At 68.7% G+C, this 16020-nt stretch carries 17 protein-coding genes; 10 read left to right on the forward strand and 7 right to left on the reverse strand.

Features of this window, described 5'->3' with window-relative positions; all coding sequences use genetic code 11:
- The first annotated feature begins 25 nt into the window (after nucleotides 1-25).
- Nucleotides 26-1351 carry a cytochrome P450 gene (locus tag JK358_RS21865; protein WP_201949660.1) on the forward strand — a complete coding sequence of 442 codons (1326 nt, stop codon included), beginning with the start codon at nucleotides 26-28 and terminating at the stop codon, nucleotides 1349-1351.
- A 74-nt stretch (nucleotides 1352-1425) separates the two neighbouring features.
- Nucleotides 1426-2496, forward strand: coding sequence for an esterase-like activity of phytase family protein (locus tag JK358_RS21870; protein WP_201949662.1), 1071 nt, complete (start codon nucleotides 1426-1428; stop codon nucleotides 2494-2496).
- Nucleotide 2497: 1 nt separating this feature from the next.
- On the opposite strand, the gene JK358_RS21875 is transcribed toward JK358_RS21870, so the two are convergent.
- Nucleotides 2498-2911, reverse strand: a complete 414-nt coding sequence (locus tag JK358_RS21875) for a MerR family transcriptional regulator (protein WP_201949664.1) — start codon at nucleotides 2909-2911, stop codon at nucleotides 2498-2500.
- A 102-nt stretch (nucleotides 2912-3013) separates the two neighbouring features.
- On the opposite strand from JK358_RS21875, the gene JK358_RS21880 reads away from it, so the two are divergent.
- The 3 genes from JK358_RS21880 to JK358_RS21890 all read left to right on the forward strand — a co-directional run bounded on the left by JK358_RS21880 (nucleotide 3014) and on the right by JK358_RS21890 (nucleotide 5051).
- Nucleotides 3014-4000 carry an MBL fold metallo-hydrolase gene (locus JK358_RS21880; protein WP_201949666.1) on the forward strand — a complete coding sequence of 329 codons (987 nt, stop codon included), beginning with the start codon at nucleotides 3014-3016 and terminating at the stop codon, nucleotides 3998-4000.
- On the forward strand, nucleotides 3997-4368 hold the full coding sequence (locus tag JK358_RS21885; RefSeq protein WP_232851668.1) for a DUF4913 domain-containing protein: 372 nt from the start codon (nucleotides 3997-3999) through the stop codon (nucleotides 4366-4368). The genes JK358_RS21880 and JK358_RS21885 overlap by 4 nt, the downstream gene beginning before the upstream one ends.
- Before the next feature lie 74 nt (nucleotides 4369-4442).
- On the forward strand, nucleotides 4443-5051 hold the full coding sequence (locus JK358_RS21890; RefSeq protein ID WP_201949668.1) for a GNAT family N-acetyltransferase: 609 nt from the start codon (nucleotides 4443-4445) through the stop codon (nucleotides 5049-5051).
- A 20-nt stretch (nucleotides 5052-5071) separates the two neighbouring features.
- Here JK358_RS21890 and JK358_RS21895 read toward each other — a convergent pair whose 3' ends face one another.
- Nucleotides 5072-6445: an FAD-binding oxidoreductase gene (locus JK358_RS21895; protein ID WP_201949670.1), complete on the reverse strand. Its 1374-nt coding sequence runs from the start codon at nucleotides 6443-6445 to the stop codon at nucleotides 5072-5074.
- A gap of 89 nt (nucleotides 6446-6534) precedes the next feature.
- Here JK358_RS21895 and JK358_RS21900 point away from each other — a divergent pair, with 89 nt between their 5' ends.
- Nucleotides 6535-7635, forward strand: a complete 1101-nt coding sequence (locus JK358_RS21900) for a helix-turn-helix transcriptional regulator (RefSeq protein ID WP_201949672.1) — start codon at nucleotides 6535-6537, stop codon at nucleotides 7633-7635.
- An 8-nt stretch (nucleotides 7636-7643) separates the two neighbouring features.
- Here JK358_RS21900 and JK358_RS21905 read toward each other — a convergent pair whose 3' ends face one another.
- Both JK358_RS21905 and JK358_RS21910 read right to left on the reverse strand, forming a co-directional pair.
- Nucleotides 7644-8432 (reverse strand): SAM-dependent methyltransferase, encoded by a 789-nt coding sequence (locus tag JK358_RS21905; RefSeq protein WP_201949673.1) that lies wholly within the window; start codon nucleotides 8430-8432, stop codon nucleotides 7644-7646.
- A 634-nt stretch (nucleotides 8433-9066) separates the two neighbouring features.
- On the reverse strand, nucleotides 9067-9990 hold the full coding sequence (locus JK358_RS21910) for a coiled-coil domain-containing protein (RefSeq protein ID WP_307817665.1): 924 nt from the start codon (nucleotides 9988-9990) through the stop codon (nucleotides 9067-9069).
- Nucleotides 9991-10518: 528 nt separating this feature from the next.
- Between JK358_RS21910 and JK358_RS21915 the strand changes: the two genes are divergently transcribed.
- Nucleotides 10519-10818, forward strand: coding sequence for a hypothetical protein (locus JK358_RS21915; protein WP_201949674.1), 300 nt, complete (start codon nucleotides 10519-10521; stop codon nucleotides 10816-10818).
- 73 nt (nucleotides 10819-10891) lie between these two features.
- Here the strand turns inward: JK358_RS21915 and JK358_RS21920 are convergent, their stop codons facing one another.
- On the reverse strand, nucleotides 10892-11479 hold the full coding sequence (locus JK358_RS21920) for a TetR/AcrR family transcriptional regulator (protein WP_201949675.1): 588 nt from the start codon (nucleotides 11477-11479) through the stop codon (nucleotides 10892-10894).
- Nucleotides 11480-11555: 76 nt separating this feature from the next.
- On the opposite strand from JK358_RS21920, the gene JK358_RS21925 reads away from it, so the two are divergent.
- The gene (locus JK358_RS21925; RefSeq protein WP_201949676.1) at nucleotides 11556-12263 is read left to right on the forward strand and encodes an alpha/beta fold hydrolase; all 708 of its coding nucleotides are present in this window, start codon (nucleotides 11556-11558) and stop codon (nucleotides 12261-12263) included.
- Here the strand turns inward: JK358_RS21925 and JK358_RS21930 are convergent.
- Entirely contained in the window at nucleotides 12238-13233 is a 996-nt protein-coding gene (locus tag JK358_RS21930) for a DUF1353 domain-containing protein (RefSeq protein ID WP_201949677.1), read from the reverse strand. The genes JK358_RS21925 and JK358_RS21930 overlap by 26 nt on opposite strands.
- A gap of 207 nt (nucleotides 13234-13440) precedes the next feature.
- On the opposite strand from JK358_RS21930, the gene JK358_RS21935 reads away from it, so the two are divergent.
- On the forward strand, nucleotides 13441-14130 hold the full coding sequence (locus JK358_RS21935; RefSeq protein WP_232851671.1) for a class I SAM-dependent methyltransferase: 690 nt from the start codon (nucleotides 13441-13443) through the stop codon (nucleotides 14128-14130).
- Nucleotides 14131-14224: 94 nt separating this feature from the next.
- Here JK358_RS21935 and JK358_RS21940 read toward each other — a convergent pair whose 3' ends face one another.
- Nucleotides 14225-14950 (reverse strand): hypothetical protein, encoded by a 726-nt coding sequence (locus JK358_RS21940; protein WP_307817666.1) that lies wholly within the window; start codon nucleotides 14948-14950, stop codon nucleotides 14225-14227.
- A 196-nt stretch (nucleotides 14951-15146) separates the two neighbouring features.
- On the opposite strand from JK358_RS21940, the gene JK358_RS40415 reads away from it, so the two are divergent.
- Nucleotides 15147-15971, forward strand: coding sequence for a CPBP family intramembrane glutamic endopeptidase (locus JK358_RS40415; protein ID WP_201949681.1), 825 nt, complete (start codon nucleotides 15147-15149; stop codon nucleotides 15969-15971).
- The last annotated feature ends 49 nt before the right edge of the window (nucleotides 15972-16020 follow it).

A 16020-nucleotide genomic window follows, 5' to 3' on the forward strand; every position in this document is an offset into this window, starting at 1 on the left:
CCGCGGCCCATGCGAAGGGATCGTCGTGACCACCGCACTCCCGCCCGGCCCGCCGCTGCCCAGGTCCGTTCAGACCTTCCTGTACGCGAAACAGCGTGGACTGCTGCTGAATTCGGCGGCCCGGCGCTACGGGGACACGTTCACCCTGCGCATGGTGGCACCGTATGCCGATCGCGTGGTGGTGTTCTCGCGGCCGGAGCACATTCGGGAGATCTTCGCCGCCGATCCCGCGGATCTGCATGCCGGGGAAGGCAATCGGCTGCTGGTGCACATCATGGGCGAGCATTCGGTACTGCTGACCGATGAGGCCGAGCACGCGCGGGCGCGGCGATTGCTGATGCCCGCGTTCGCCGGGTCGTCGCTGCGGGGGTATCGCACCCTGGTGGAGGCGGTCGCCAAGGCGCATGTGGATGGGTGGGCGGACGGCTCGACCGTGCACACCCTGGATCGGATGAACGAGCTGACACTCGATGTCATCATGCAGGTGGTGTTCGGGATGACCGACGAGCGGCGGCGTGGCGAACTCGCGCCCCGGCTGCGGCGGATCGTCACCGTGAACCCGCTGGTGTTCTTCGGGTGGAAGTATCCGCGCCTGCAGCAGCACGGGCCGTGGAAACGGTTCCGCGACAATCAGAACGCCATCGACGCCCTGCTGTACGCGGAGATCGGGGAGCGGCGGGCGCATCCGGATCTCGACCGCCGCGCGGACGTGCTGTCCCGGCTGCTGGCGGTGGGAGCGGGCGAGCAGCCCTCGGATACGCCGCTGTCGGACGCGGAACTGCGGGATCAGCTGGTGACCCTGCTGCTGGCCGGGCACGAGACCACCGCGTCGGCGTTGTCGTGGGCCTGCCACGAGCTGGCCGCCGCCCCCGATATCCAGCGGGAAGCGCGGCGGGCGGCGCACGACGGAGACGACAAATACCTCGAGGCGGTCATGAAGGAGTCCATGCGGCGGCGCACGGTCATCGCCGCCACGGGGCGAATGCTGACGCGCGACATGACAATCGGCGGGCTGGACCTGCCACGCGGCACCGTCGTCTCCACCTCGATCCTGCTGGCGCATCGCAGTCCCGGCAATTTCGCCGACGCCGCACGATTCCGGCCGGAGCGCTTCCTGGACGGATCGGTCGGGCCGAACACCTGGCTGCCGTTCGGCGGTGGCGTGCGGCGCTGCCTGGGCGCGGGCTTCTCGCTCATGGAGGGCACGGCGGTGCTGCGGGAGATCCTCACCCGATTCACCCTGCACCTGCCCGCGGACGGACGCACCGAACGCGCCCGTATCCGCAACATCACCCATGTTCCGGCACACGGTGCACGAATCCGGGTGACCGCCAACGACTCTGTCGCCTGAACGGGTCGCCGTTCAGCAAAGGTTCACCGGACGCTACCGCGCACGCCGGCCGCGCGGGCGATACGTTGTCGATCATGGCCCGACCCGGTTACGCCTGCCTGCTCGCCCTGTCCGCCCTCGCCGTGAGCACCGTTCCCGCGCATGCCGACCCGGCCGGGGTGCGGTTACTCGGCGAACAGGTCATCGCGCACGGCGTCGACTTCCAGGGCACCACCGTCGGCGGCCTGTCCGGCATCGACTACGTGGCGCGCACCGGCGAATACGTCCTGCTCAGCGACGACCGCTCCGCCAAGAACCCCGCCCGCTTCTACACCGCGCGAATCCCGCTGGACGGCAACGGACTCGGCCCGGTCACCTTCACGGCGACCCACGCCCTGCGTGCCGCCGACGACGCGACCTACCCGGCCAACTCGGTCGACCCCGAGGAAATCCGCGTCGACCCGTGGACCGGCGACTACTACTGGACCCAGGAGGGCGACCGCACCGACACGGTGCTGGCCGATCCCTCGGTCCGTATCGCCCGCCCCGACGGCGGCTTCGCCGGCGAGCTCCCGATCCCCGGCAACGAACGCATGCGCCCGGATTCGGGCCCGCGCCGCAACGGCGTCCTGGAGGCGGCCACCTTCGCCGCGGGCGGCACCCTGTTCGTCACCGCCGTGGAAAGCTCACTGCTGCAGGACGGTCCGGAGGCCACCGCCGACACCGGCGCGACCACCCGCATCACCGTGCAGGCCCGGTTCGGACCGCTGCTCGCCCAGTACGCCTACCCGCTCGAGCCGGTCTTCGCCCCGGGCGCGGGCGGCAACGGCGTGGCGTCCCTACTCGCCGTCGATTCCCTCGAACCCACCGAATACCTTGTCCTGGAACGCGCTTTCGTCGAAGGCGTCGGCAACAAGATCCGCATCTACGAGATCGACACGAGCGCGGCGACCAATATTCTCGACGCGCCCGCCACCGGCGCGCGTCCGGTGACCAAGCGCCTGCTGGTGGACCTCGCGGACCTCGGCCTGCCCGCCATCGACAATCTGGAAGGCATGACCTGGGGGCCGAACCTCCCGTCGGGGGAACGCACCCTGCTCCTGGTCAGCGACGACAACTTCGCCGACCGGCAGCTCACCCAGCTGATCGTCCTGGCCGTGCGCTGAGCTACGCCGGCGCCTCGGCCCGCGCACCGTTCCCGCCGGCCGCGAACCCCGCGCACTCCGGGCAATCCCGCACCACCGGATGACGGCATTCCAGCAGGTGCGCGAGGAAACGTTCGGTATTGCGCAACACCGCGATTCGCTCCTGGATCTCGCTGCGCTTGTCGGCGACGAGATCTCGGCGATCGGCGTGGTCGGCGGTGCCCAGCCGCCGGATCTGCTCCAGCGACAACCCCGCGCGCTTCAGGATGCGGATCATCCGGACCCGGTCCAAGGTCTGCTCGTCGTAGACGCGATGGCCGGAGGCACTGCGCGGCGGATGCAACAGTCCCATCGACTCCCAGTGCCGCAGCACATGCGCCTCCATCCCGAGAACGGCTGCGGCATCACCGATTCGCAGGAGCTGCGCTGTGGTCACGATTCGCCTCTTTACTTCATGTCGACGTGAAGTATTAACGTTCCACCGATCGCCGCGGCGGCGCAAGCACCGCGGACCGAGAACATGATCGGAGAGTGGCACATGCCCGCATCGGCGCACACCCCCAGCTTGCTCGAATGCTGTTCCGCCGCAGCGGGACTGGTGCACGGCATGGTCCGGCCGAAACCGGCCGACCAGAGGTTCCTGCGTTCGATCACCGACGCCGGGCTGCCCAGCCCGCGCAGCACCGTGCGGGTGCGCGCACTCGAACAGGTGACACGACCGGTACCCACCCCGATGATCGTGGAGGGCCTGTTCACGCCACGGCACATCGGCAATGCCCTGACCACCTTCGTGATCGAACACCCGCAGGCGACCTTCCTCGTCGACCCCAGCGTCTGCGACGACTACCGCCGCCGGGCCATCGCGCAGCTGCCCGGCGTCCTGCGGGCCGTGGTGAGCCCGCCCCCGGGAACCCTGTCCACCGTCGCCGCGCTGGCGAACGAATCCAATTTGCCCGCACCGGATTTCGCACTCCCCACGCATGCCCACTGGGATCATGTGTGCGGGCTGCTGGACCTGCCCGGACTGCCGGTCCACCTGCACCGCGACGAACACCGGTGGATCTCGGCGGGTCCGATCGCACCCGTGGGCGGCGTCCGCGATTCCCTGCTCGACCGTCCCCTCGTCGAATACGACCTCGACGGACCGCCGGTGCTCACCTTCACCCGCAGTCACGACCTGTTCGGCGACGGCAGCGTGATCCTGGTGGATCTGGCCGGGCACACCCCCGGCAGCATCGGGGTTCTCGCACACACCGAACGCGGCTGGATTCTGCTGGCCGGAGACGCCGCCTGGCATCACCTGCAGATCGACGAGATCCGCCAGAAGTCCGGATTCCCGGGCAGTTTGGTTGATTTCGATCGTGAGCTGGCATTCCGGACGCTGCACCGGCTGCATCTGGCCCGGCATACGGCGACGATCATTCCCACCCATGATGCCACCGCGAGCAACACACTGCGAACCACATTGGCCCACAAGGAAATGACAAGGACCCACCAAGCCCCCGGCGGTTCAATGGAGGCATGAAGGGCGACAACGGGCAGCCCATGGTCTATGGGTCCGTCGTGGAATTCGTCGAGAACTATCTGAGCCTGGTCTACCGGCGCGACGTCACCGACCATGCGCGCCGGGTCTGGTGCCCCGAATGGTGGAAACACGCGGAAGCCGTCGCCCGCCTCGATTGCCTGTGGCGGGCCTGGGAATCCCTCCGCACCGATTCCCGCACCGGCTTGAGCATCTGGTTCCTCGATCACGCCGACCCGCACATGGCCGAACTGTTCCACTCCGACGGGCCGTTCAAATTCTGCTCGATCAGCAAGGGACACAGGGACTCTCTGCCACCGCTGCCGGTGAAATCACCGCTGAAGGGACTGTTCAGCGAACCGTTCGTGTAACCGCGCCGACGGTGGTTCCGTAACGCTGATCTCAGTCGCCCCGCGCCGCCGATCATGGCGCGTACCGTGGGCACATGGACCTCACCGTGCGGCCGGCGCAGGCCGCCGACATCCCGGAACTGGGTCGTGTCCTCGGCCTCGCCTTCCAGGACGATCCCATCGCCACCTGGCTCCTCCCCGACGACGCCACCCGAGCACGGCGCAACGGCTACATGTTCGCCACGCTGACCCGCCACCAATTCCTGCGACACGGCGGCGTCGAGGTCGCCGTGGACGACGCCGGGGCCATGGTGGGCGCCGCGGTGTGGGCCTCGCCCGGGACTTGGCACACCTCCCAGCTCACCACGCTGCGGTGCATGCCGGCGCTGGTGCGCGCCTTCCGTGGCAATGTCATGAACGCCGCCAAGATGTCGGAGCGGATGGCCGAACACCATCCGCGCGAACCACATTGGTATCTCGCCTTCATCGGCACGCTGCCCTCGGCGCGCGGCAAGGGCTACGGGCAGGCGCTGCTGAACTCCCGGCTGGACCGGTGCGACGCGGAGGGCGTCCCGGCCTACCTGGAATCCAGCAAGCCCGACAATGTCCCTTACTACGAGCGGTTCGGGTTCGACAAGAGCGGCGAACTCGACGTCACCGAGGGCGGCCCGCCGCTGTGGCCGATGTGGCGCACGCCCCGCTGAGGCGTACGCCCGCGTGACGCTCAGCCCTCGGGGGGAATGTTCTGGTTGAGCTGGAAGACATTCCCCGGATCGAGGCGGCGTTTGAGTGCCACCAGACGCTGCCAGGTCTGCGGGCCGTACGCCTCGCGGACACGGTCCGGACCGTCCTCGCCGAGATGGTTGACGTAACAGCCGCCCGCCGACCACGGCCGCAGCCCCTCCCAGGCGCGCCGGGCCCACTCGCGATGCGGCTCCCCCGCGTCCGCGGCATCCGGCCAGCCCGCGATGAACGTCACCATCGAATCGGCGGAGCGGAAACGGAACGCGGTGTCCCCCTCCGGAACTCGCGCCACCCGGCCACCCAGCACACGCACCAGCACCTGCGACAGCGGTGAGGTCATGGACTCGGCGGCGGCGATCAGCGCGTCGATACCGGCCTCGTCCAACGGTCGCAGCCATTCCGAGCGGGCATAGCAGGCCAGGCCGGGCGGTGCGCCCTCGTCGACCAACGACTGCAGCACGGTGTAGGGCATCGGACCGAACATGTCGACACCGGGCGCGACCGAACGCAGCGGTGCGGTCAACGCCGCACCCTCCGCGAGATCGCCCGTGTACGCCGCGGCCAGGGCAACCACGAGCCGACCCCGCAGCGGCTCGGGGATGAAGGGCGCGGGCGGTGCGGTGATCAGCGCGGCATTGAGCCCCAACGCATCCGGGGCCGTGGCGGCCAGCTCGGCGAAGGCCCGCAGGCCCGCGCGGGCGTGCTCGATCGGATAGATCGCCATCCCGCCGTAGAGGGGCACCGGAATCCGGTTGAGCCGGAAGGTGAATCGGGTGACGATGCCGAAATTGCCGCCGCCGCCCCGCAATCCCCACAGCAGCTCCGGATCGGAGTCGGCGTCCACCTCGAGCACCGCGCCGTCGGCGGTCACCAGTTCGGCGGCGAGAAGATTGTCGCAGGTCAGCCCGTACTGCCGGGACAGCCAGCCGACACCGCCGCCGAGGGTGAGCCCGGCGACGCCGGTATGCGAGATCTCGCCGCCCGGCACGGCCAGCCCGTGCGCCTCGGTGGCCGCGTCGAGTTCGCGCCACAGCACGCCCGGCTCCACCCGCACCCGATCGCCGTCGAGCCGGATGCCCTTCATGGGCGACAGGTCCACCATCAGGCCGCCCTCGCACACGGACAACCCGGGAATGCTGTGCCCGCCACCGCGCACGGCGAGGGGCAGCTCGTGGCGCACCCCGAACCGCACCGCGGCCGCGACATCGGCGGTGCCGTGGCAGGCGGCGATGAACGCGGGCCTGCGGTCTATGGCGCCGTTCCAGACGCGCCGGGCCCGCTCGTATTCCGCGTCGCCGGGTCGCAGCAGGTGGCCCGCGAAGTCCTGGAGCGACGCGTCTCCGGTAATGGTCATGGTGTCCACGGTGCGCGCCGGCGCGGGTGCGCCGCCATCCCCGGAATCGGGGGTCGCCGCGCGGGCCGTCCGAGGCGGATACTGCGATCATGGCCAAAGCCGCGTCCGCAGCAGCGCTCACCGGCGCGATCGAGGAACTGTGCCGCACCACCTCCGGGGCGGTCGCGCTCGAGCGCGCCGTCGCCACCCAGCTCGGCGACTACGTGCCGTTCGACGCCTGGTACGCGCTCACCATCGACCCGGCCTCGCTGCTGCCGACCGGCGGATACCACGAGTCCGGGGTGGCGCTGCACCTCATCCCGCACCTGCTGGAGATCGAGGCGCGCGGGGAGGACGCGCTCACCTGGCCGGCCATGTCGCGGGCCGGGCTGCGCGTGGACACCCTGGATCGGGCCACGGCCGGGGACCGGGAACGCAGCCAGCGCTATCGCGAGGTACTGACGCCCGGCGGCATCGGACAGGAACTGCGCGCCACCTTCACCACCTCTTCGGGGATCTGGGGTGCGCTGATCCTGTTGCGCGGCAGCGATTCTCCCGACTTCAGTGCCGGGGAGGTCCGCGTGATCGAGGAGTCCACCGCCGGGGTGGCCACCGCGCTGCGGCGGGAGATGGTCCTCACCGAGATCGCGCTCGGCGAGTGCCGCAACGGGCCGGGGCTGCTCCTGCTGGACGACTCGCTCGGCATCATCGACGCGACGGCGGGGGCGGCGGCCTGGCTGGCCGAGATCGACGACAGTACCGATGCGGCACACCGGATTCCGTACGCGGTCACCGCGGTCGGGCACCGCGTGCTGGCGGGGGTGACGCCGGTGCGCAGCCGGGTGCGCACCCGCACCGGGCGCTGGCTCACCCTGCACGCGGAACGGCTGCACGCGGACGCGCGCCGGATCTCGGTGATCATCGAACCGGCCCGGCCGGTGGAGATCGCCGAACTGGTGGCCGACGCCTACGGGCTGACCGTGCGGGAGCGGGAGATCGTGCGGCTGCTGACCGGCGGGTACACGCGACGGGAAATCGCCAGGGCGCTAACGCTTTCCAGTCACACCGTGGACGATCACATCAAGAAGATCTTCGGCAAGCTCGAGGTGCGCAGCCGCGCCGAGCTCACGTCGAAGCTGTATTTCGATCAGCACGCGCCCCGCATCGACGCCGACGTTGCCGTCGGCGCCAGCGGGTGGTTCGTGCATTGAGCGGCGCGTCAGCCCTTTTCGGCGATCGCCGCGACAACCAGTTCTTCCCAGCTCGTGAGCGGCTTCTCCTCGACCGAGGGCGAGCCCGGTTCCGGATGCCACTGGCGGCACGGCGTCAGGCCGTCGTCGAGCAGCTTCAGATCGCCGAAGCAGTCGAGGATGCCCTTGTCGTCGCGGAAACGACCGCCGAAGGCCTCCTGGATCTTTCGCTCGGTCGCGGCCGCTTCGCGGGAGACACCGGGGCGGAAGTGTGAAATGTAGACCACGCTGCGGGGCGGGATCTTCTCGGTCCAGAAGCGTACGATCCCGGCCGGGCCCTCTTCGTCCGCCACGAAACTCAGCACCACGCTGAACAGGATGCCGACCGGCTCGTCGAAGTTGATCAGGCGCTGTACGGCGGGGTTCTCGAAAATCTTCTCCGGCTCACGCACGTCGGCCTCGATGACCACGATGCTGTCGTCGATCGCCAGCAGCGCGCGGCCGTGTGCCACGACGAACGGATCGTTGTCCACGTAGACGATCCGGGCTTGCGGATCCCGCTCGCGAATGACCTGGTGAACGTTCGGCTCGGCGGGCAGCCCACATCCCATATCGATCACCTGGTGCACTCCGGCGTCCGCGAGAGCCTTCGCCGCACGGATCATCGCAGACCGGTTGGTGATCGCGAGGGCTTCCGAACCGGGCAGGTCGCTCATGAAAGCGTCGCCGAGCTCCTTGTCCGGCCCGTAATTGTCACGGCCGTCCAGTACGTAGTTGTAAGTGCGTGCGACGCTCGGCCGGGATTGCATAGCGCGCATGGTGTCGATGTTCACCTGTCACCTATACCTTTCGGTGCACCAGCGGTCGGTGATCACACGGGCATCCCGCGGTCCGGCCGAATAACGATCGAAGATCATTCCAGATCGCCCCCGGGCGGTGGAGTGTTTCCAGTTGACGATACCGGTTTCCGCCCAGCAAGCGGAACGGTCTGGCTCGTTCTTTGCAGATGAAATCTCGTCTCCACCACCAGAAACCCACCTCGGAACAACACTCGCTACGATAACCGTCCCCTCCCCTTTGCCCCAGTCCCCCTGCGGATTTCGGCCAACCCGGCATCCGGCTGTCGGTCGAGAGGACCGGTGCGCCCGACCGGCGCGGGAAGCCAGCATTCCTACCGCCGGGTTTCCGGTCGCCGCAGTCTGTTTCGGCTGTGATGCCAGATTCCTTCCAAGCGTGCGAATTCCGGCCATCGCCGTCACGCGCGCCCGTAGTCCTTACCGCGAACAACGAACGGACTTCCGGGGAGTTCATCCGCAGCTCCGGATGGTGCTGGGCCGAGACGATACTCCGGGTACGGCCCCGGCGCGGCAGTTCGAGCAAGCCGCACCGTAAGCCCCCGAAGCTGTACCCCCTGGCGTGTCCGAGACCGGCTTGACCGCCGATCCGGCGGGCTCACGCCGTGGCCTGCTGCCCCTTCGTGGCGACCGGTCGGGCCTGGGCGGCGAGCAGCACATCGAGCTGGCTCTCCGCGCGTTCGGCCCGCGCCAGCGTCTGCGTCCGCGCGTCGTCGAGCGCGGACAGGCGTTCGGCGGCCTCCTGACGCGTCTTCTCCAGCGCGGCAGCACCTTCGGCCCGCACCGCGGCCACATCCTCGGCAGCCACCCGGCGAACCTCGGACAACTCGGACCTGACAGCGTCCAATTCCGCCCGCGCCCGGCGCAGCTCGTCCCGGGTCTCGCTCACCACCTGATTGCGTTCGGCGACAGCCTGTTCCGCCCGCTCGATCGCGCGCTCCGCATCCGCCGCCCGCTGCACGGCCAGATCCCGTTCCGCGCCGGCCGCGGTGATCCGCTGGGTGGCATCCCGGCGCACCTGTTCGCTCTCGGCGGCAGCCTTGGACCGAGCCAGGGTGATCTCCTCCCCGGCCTGCTCCCGAATCCGCTCCACCTCGTCGGCGGCTTCCCTACGCGCGGTGCGGATTTCCGCCTCCGCCTCACTCCGCGCCGCGAACACGTCATCGGCCGCCTGCTTGGTCACGCGCTCCACCTCACGCAGTGCGTCATCCCGCGCCGCCAGCGCCTCCGCGATCCGCGCATCCGCCCCCTCGGCCACCGCCGCGGCATCCTCGGCCGCCTCCTCGGCCGCGGCCCGCGCCTCCTCCGCCTCCCGCCGCCGCTGCTCCGCCGCCACGGTGGCCATCTCCGCCTCGGCGATCCGCCGCGCCGCGTCCGCCTGCACCGCCTGCACCTGCGCCTCGGCCACCGCCGGATCGGCGAGCGTCGACAGCTCGGCCACCGCCGCATTCAGGGTCGCGCCCAACTGATCGGCCACCCCACGGAACTGCACCAGCAGCTCATCGGCGCGCAAACGAGCCACGGTAACCGGACCCTGTTGCGTCACAGTGACGTTCGCAACCGACACTTCCTCCTCGGCCTGCTGCCGTCGCTGCCGCTCCCGCCAAGCCCGCCACCGCGTGTGCTCGGGATGCTCACAGTATTCCGACGGCCGCCCCGGCCCTCCGCCCCGAGTAATCGGTTTCGTACACCCCGGATAGTTGCAAATGCTCGTCACCCGCCAAATCGTAGCGTTGGTTTCGTCATTCCCAACGGAACAACACGAAACGAAACCCAAACCGCCACAACCGATCTCTCGACGTTCTGACCCCCGATAAGTGAACCTTATCGGAGGTCAGGCTTGGCCCCCTCGCTTGAAAACGTTGAGATTAATACGTTTACGTTTGGTTGCGCCAAACGAAACGATACTCCAACGGAACCACTCGAAAAACTGTGCTCGCATGTACGCCCGTACCAATCCGCGTCAATGAGAAGATGGTCGGAACGAGAGAAGGGGTTGGGTGTGGCCGGATCCGAGCGAGTCAACTGGGACCATCTCAAGACGCGGCAGGTGAGTGACGCAGACCGTGATGATCTGCGCGCGGCGCTTGTCGAGCGGGCACGGACCGTCGAACAGAACGGCTGGGAGGCGGTTCGGTCGGAATGGGCGGAGGGCGATCTCGCTGCCGTTGCCTACCTGCTGCAGGATGCCGCCATGCTGGAGGAACTCGACGAGCCCGAGGGGTCGGTGCTGACCCGCTACGCCGGGAATCTGTTCGGGTTCAACGGCGCCCGCAAGGACATTCAGGCCGGGCTGGTCGACACGCAGGCCTGGTTCGCGAAGGCGCGGTCCGAACTTCGGGCTCGCTGATTCAGTAGGGCAGTATGCCGGTGGACCAGAGGAGGCCGGTTTCTATGGTGGCGAAGCAACAAGTAGTCCTCAGCTACTCCGGAATGCCGAGGATGAGGTGGAGTTGCCGGGCCCACCAGCGGATGTGTGCGGCGGTGTCGGGGCCGGTCAGTCCGGCCGTGCGGCGAAAGTCGTTGCCGTAGAGGGAGTCTGTGGCCATCGCCTGATGGAGGGCCGCCACCGCGTGGCGCGTGTCGGCGAGCGAGCTCCCGTCGGGGCGGAGCTTGTGGAGGGCGTCGACGACGGGGGTGAGCATGCCGCTGCCTGGGTCGCGCCAGCCGGCCGCGTGCAGGGCCGCGGCGAGTTCGCCGTAGCCGGTGGCGTAGAGCGAGTGGAGGGATTCGACTAGTTCCAGCAGGTTTGCGCCGCGCCCGAGCCAGGCGGTGAGGACGTCGTCGAGGGCGGTTCGGACTTGGCGGCCGCCGTGACGGAGGAGTTCGGCGAGGAGGGTGTCGCGATTGCGGAAGTGGTGGGTGATCCCGGCGTCGGTCATGCCGACGCGGGTGGCGACCACGCGAACCTGTACTGCCGCTACCCCGCCTTCGGCGAGCAGATCTCTTGCCGCGTCGAGGATTACGCGGCGGGCCTCGTCGGGGGATCTGCGGGTTCTCGGGGTGGTCACCTGTAGAACTTTACCTTGACCTGACAAGGTAAGCGGATCTAGGCTACCTGGACAGATCAAGGTAGGAGGCACGGCGATGGGTGAGATCACGCTCGAGCTGGGCGATGTCACGTTGCGCGGCACGGAAACCGGGGCCGGGCCGACGGTGTTGCTGCTGCACGCGGGGAAGGAACGGCGCGAGGTGTGGACGCCGATCGCGGAACTGCTGGCCCGGGACGGCTGGCGCACCGTCGCCTACGACCAGCGCGGGCACGGGGAGAGCTCGGGACGGCTGTCGACACTGCGCGAGTTCATCGATGACGTCGAGCGAATAGTCGTACGCGAACCCGCGCCGATGGTTGTCGTGGGGGCGTCGCTGGGCGGTTTCGCCGCCATCGGAGCGCTCGCGGAGCCCGCTGTCGCACAGCGGGTTTCCGGTCTGGTGCTGGTGGATGTGGTGCCCGCGCCGGATCTGTATCGGGTGCGGCCCTGGCTCGTCGAGCGCGGCCTGTACGAGCCCGACGCCGCCTTCGCGGAGGACATCATGGCCGCAGGGGCCGAATTGCTGACCACGGCAGCGGCATTGGCGCTGCCGGTGCTGGTCGTGCGCGGCGGGGAGAAGTCACCGCTGCGTGATGCGGACGTGGATCGGTTGTGCGCCGCCAACACTCGCGTGGCCGTCACCCGGGTGCCGGGGGCCGGGCACCTGGTGGCGCGGGATGCTCCGGTGGAGCTGGCGCGGATCCTGTCCGAGCGCGCCGCTGCCTGGCTGCGCCAGGTCAGGCCAGCCACCAGGAGGCGATGAAGACGGCCAGAGCGAGTGCCACGAACACGAACGCCAGCGCCTTCGCCACCTCCGGTCGCCATTTCTGCAGTTGGTCGACTCCCACGACAGCCAGGCCGATGACCACGATCGGCACTATCGCCGGAACGATCAAGGCGAACAGCGGTCCCATGATCCATCCGGCCACCCGGAATGTGCCCCAGGTCGAGCCGAGAGCCAAGGGAATCACGACCGCACCCGCGAATCCGCCGAGCAACCCTTCCCAGGGATCCTCACCGATCCAGGGCACACCGGGAACTCCCCCGCAGTCGAGGATGTCGAGCGTGCACCAGATTCCGAGCACGACGATCGCCAGCACGGTGCCCCAGAGCGCGATTCGGTAGTGCCACGTGCGGACCAGACTCCAATCGACCTGGCGTCCGTGATGCATGGTGGCGGTGGTGACCGCGGCCCAGATCATCCACCTGCGGATGACGCCGGTGCCCGTCTTGGCCATGGCGTCGCGGAAGATGCGGTCGGCCTCGTCACGATTGATGTCCCGGGACGCGATGTAGCCGTAGCCGCGACCCTTGTGCTCCCGCTCATCGTTCTTCCCGAGAACCAGTCCATCGTGCAGGATCGCGGCGGGCAGATGAGCGCCGGTCTTGGGAACCAGCCAGGTGAGAAAGGCCGGCACCGAGGTGAGGTCGGTGGTCCAGTTCTTCAGATCGCCGGGCACACGGATCGGTCCCACTCCGCCCGGGGAGTCGTCGTCGTATCCGATGCGCCGCATCAACCGGAACTCTTCGCGACCGTTCTCGGAGTTGACGCTGCGATCGAGGGCGATGGTGAGATCGGGCAGGGCATCGGGCGGGGGCGCTGCCGGAGATTCGCCCGCGGTGGATTCCCCGACCACCACAGCCTGTGAAGCCAGCTCGGCGGCGGCCTCCCGCGGTGGCGCCTTCCCCGCGTCGTAGAACGGTGTGCCCGACTGCTCTACGTTGAGTTTCATGCCTTCAGCCTGGCACTTTCCGGCGTCCGCGCGGCCATGTCCATCCAACCGCAACACAGGTGAGGCGGGATCGTTTCCCAGTGGGTTGCCAGCGGATTTCCCAGCCGTACCGGTCTGGTTTTCCGGCCGAGGAGAGGACCATGGACTCCAGGCCGGGACTCCCGTACCTGCCCGGGAGCGGCTCCTCGTTTCGGAAGGCTCGCTGCGATGAAGATGCTCGAACTCCCCCGCATCAACCCCTCCACGCTGTGGCGTAACCGCGCCTTCGAAGCCGTGTGGGGTTCGCTCTACAACGCCGGCATCGAACACCGGACGCTGGCCCGCCCGGTCGGCTGGGCGCTGTTCGGCACGGATGCGCGCCTGGTCTATCGCAATCTCGAAGTGCTGCAGGATCTTCCGCCCGGCACGGCGGTACTGGACGTGCCCTGTGGCGGCGGCATCGCCCTGGACGCGCTCCCCCACGATCATCGGCTGCGCTACATCGCCGCCGACATCTCCCCCAGCATGCTCGAGCGCGCCGAGGAGAAGGCGGACCGCCTCGGCCTCACCGATATCGACTTCGTGGAGGCCGACATCCACCGAATGCCGTTCTCCGATGGCCATTTCGATCTCGTGCTCACCCTCAACGGCCTGCACTGCCTGCCCGATCCCGCGGCGGCGGTCCGCGAACTCGCGCGCGTGCTGAAACCCGGCGGCCGCCTGTTCGGCGATTGCATCGTGCGCGGCGCACACCCGCGCGGCACCGTGGCCGCCACGGCGATGGGGCTGGCCGGGGTTTTCGGTCCCGGCGGTACGGCCACCGATCTGGCGCAGTGGTTCGCCGATGCCGGTCTCGACCAGGTGCACCTCGAATTGTCCGGTGCTGTCGCGCATTTCGATGCGCGAAGGCCACTGTGAGTGGTCACGCTCCCGGAGCCGTGCGCATCGGCCGCGACGAGCGATTCTCGACGGGCAGTGGACCATCCCACCGCGCAACCGATCTCGTAGCGCGTCAGACGAACAGGTCCTCGATGTCGCCCGCCGACACCGCCTGCCGGAGCCAGTCGTCGAGCTGGCCGAGTTCGCCGCAGCGCAGGATGCGGGCGCGAATATCGTCGGGCACGGGAATGCCCCGGGCGTCGAGCACGATCAGCACCGAACGCGCCCGACCCTGGATCTTGCCCTTCTGGATCTCCAGCTCCCGGCGCGCTTCGACCGGCAGTGCCGCGTAGACGACGTCGTAGAACATGCCGGCACGGGCTTCACCCACCCGGCTCATACCCGCGAACAGCGTGGACAGCACGTGTTCGGCGCTCGGGCCTTCCGCGTGCGCGATGGACGGCAGCACCGCGCGCTCGGGAATCTCGAGGACGGAGTCGGCGTCGGCCACCGGAATGGTATCCGGGCCGAGCACCAGCGGGCGCAGCACCCAATCGGGGTGGCCCATCGTGATATCGGCCGAACACCATTCGGCGACATCGGATTTCGGCGACACGACCAGCAGATAGGCCGGGCACTTCAGTCGCGACCGCAGCGTGGCGACGAAGGTCGGCCACGACCACCGGCGACTCTCGTCGCGATGCAGCTGCACCTCCACCACGATCCCCGCCACCGGCGTACCCGACTCGTCGATCAGCGCAACAGCGGTATCGCCGAGACATTCCTCCGGTTCGGTACCGGTGCCGTCGCCCGACTCCGCCCGCGCGCCCACATAGGGCGGCAGGGGGATACGAAACACTTCGGCGAGGTAACCGGCCGCCAGCTCGGGCCGGTTCCGGAATAGCTCGACCAAACCTTCATGCAGGTAGGAGGCCACAACATTCGAAGATACAGGGGTTGCGAAAACCTCACTGCCCCTTGTCTGTTTCCACCGGTTCGTCCGAAGTCAGGTGTGCGACACCACCCGCCGCATCCCCTCCCGATACCGTGGCCGGGTGCGCGCCCCCACCCGAGTAGCAACAGCCCTGCTACTAGCCGGAATCACCGCCTACGCCGCAGCCCTGGCCACCCTCGTCCTCACCGGCAACACCGCGATCCGGTACTCCGCCGACACCGACGCCACCCGTCCCCTCTGGATCCTCTGGCTCCCACCCCTGGTCGGCCTGGCCGCCGCGGTCCTGATCCCCCCGCGCACCCCGGCCCCCGACCCCTTCGCCGATACACCACCCCGCACCCTCACCCGCACCACCTGGCTCCTGACAGCCGCCGCCCTGTCCTTCACCCTCGGCATGCACCTGACGGGTGCCACCGACCTCTGGTTCCTCTCCCTCAAACTCCTTCTCCTGCTCGCCTTCCCCTTGGCACTGCATCTCGTGACCTGGCGCGAATGGACCCGCCTGCCCACCCGCTCCCGCTGGTTCCGCCCCACCCCCGCGGTCCTCGCCTACATCCTCACAGTCACGGCCCTGTCCCCCACCTGGACCGCCCCCATCCCCGACCCCCTGACCATCCTCGTAGTCTTCCTCCTGAACGCCGTGCTGGAAGAAGTCTTCTATCGCTTCTGGCTGCAAACCCGCCTGGAATCCCGCTACGGCCGCTGGCCCGCGATCCTGCTCACCAGCCTGCTCTGGTCCTCCTGGCACGCCGCCATCCACCCCATCTCCACCCTGCCCGTCAACCTGGCCGCCGCCACCCTCAACACCGGCATCACCGGCCTCTTCCTCGGCTTCCTCTGGTCCCGCCACCGCAACCCCTGGCTCCTCATCCTCACCCACGCCCTGATCAATGCCCCCGTCATGATGTTCGCCGCCATGCTCTGACCAGGCCCGGGGAGGTTCGGGGAGCGCGAAGGGATCGCCTGTACACGGG

Source organism: Nocardia acididurans (assembly GCF_016741815.1).
Taxonomy (GTDB): Bacteria; Actinomycetota; Actinomycetes; order Mycobacteriales; family Mycobacteriaceae; genus Nocardia; species Nocardia acididurans.

Excerpts from the sequence above, each read along its gene's own strand:
- JK358_RS21930 (WP_201949677.1), bottom strand. The coding sequence starts at position 13,233 with ATGAAACTCAACGTAGAGCAGTCGGGCACACCGTTCTACGACGCGGGG.
- JK358_RS21905 (WP_201949673.1), bottom strand. The coding sequence starts at position 8,432 with ATGCGCGCTATGCAATCCCGGCCGAGCGTCGCACGCACTTACAACTAC.
- JK358_RS21870 (WP_201949662.1), top strand. The coding sequence starts at position 1,426 with ATGGCCCGACCCGGTTACGCCTGCCTGCTCGCCCTGTCCGCCCTCGCC.
- JK358_RS21925 (WP_201949676.1), top strand. The coding sequence starts at position 11,556 with ATGGGTGAGATCACGCTCGAGCTGGGCGATGTCACGTTGCGCGGCACG.
- JK358_RS21880 (WP_201949666.1), top strand. The coding sequence starts at position 3,014 with ATGCCCGCATCGGCGCACACCCCCAGCTTGCTCGAATGCTGTTCCGCC.
- JK358_RS21885 (WP_232851668.1), top strand. The coding sequence starts at position 3,997 with ATGAAGGGCGACAACGGGCAGCCCATGGTCTATGGGTCCGTCGTGGAA.
- JK358_RS21890 (WP_201949668.1), top strand. The coding sequence starts at position 4,443 with ATGGACCTCACCGTGCGGCCGGCGCAGGCCGCCGACATCCCGGAACTG.
- JK358_RS21935 (WP_232851671.1), top strand. The coding sequence starts at position 13,441 with ATGAAGATGCTCGAACTCCCCCGCATCAACCCCTCCACGCTGTGGCGT.
- JK358_RS21895 (WP_201949670.1), bottom strand. The coding sequence starts at position 6,445 with ATGACCATTACCGGAGACGCGTCGCTCCAGGACTTCGCGGGCCACCTG.
- JK358_RS21900 (WP_201949672.1), top strand. The coding sequence starts at position 6,535 with ATGGCCAAAGCCGCGTCCGCAGCAGCGCTCACCGGCGCGATCGAGGAA.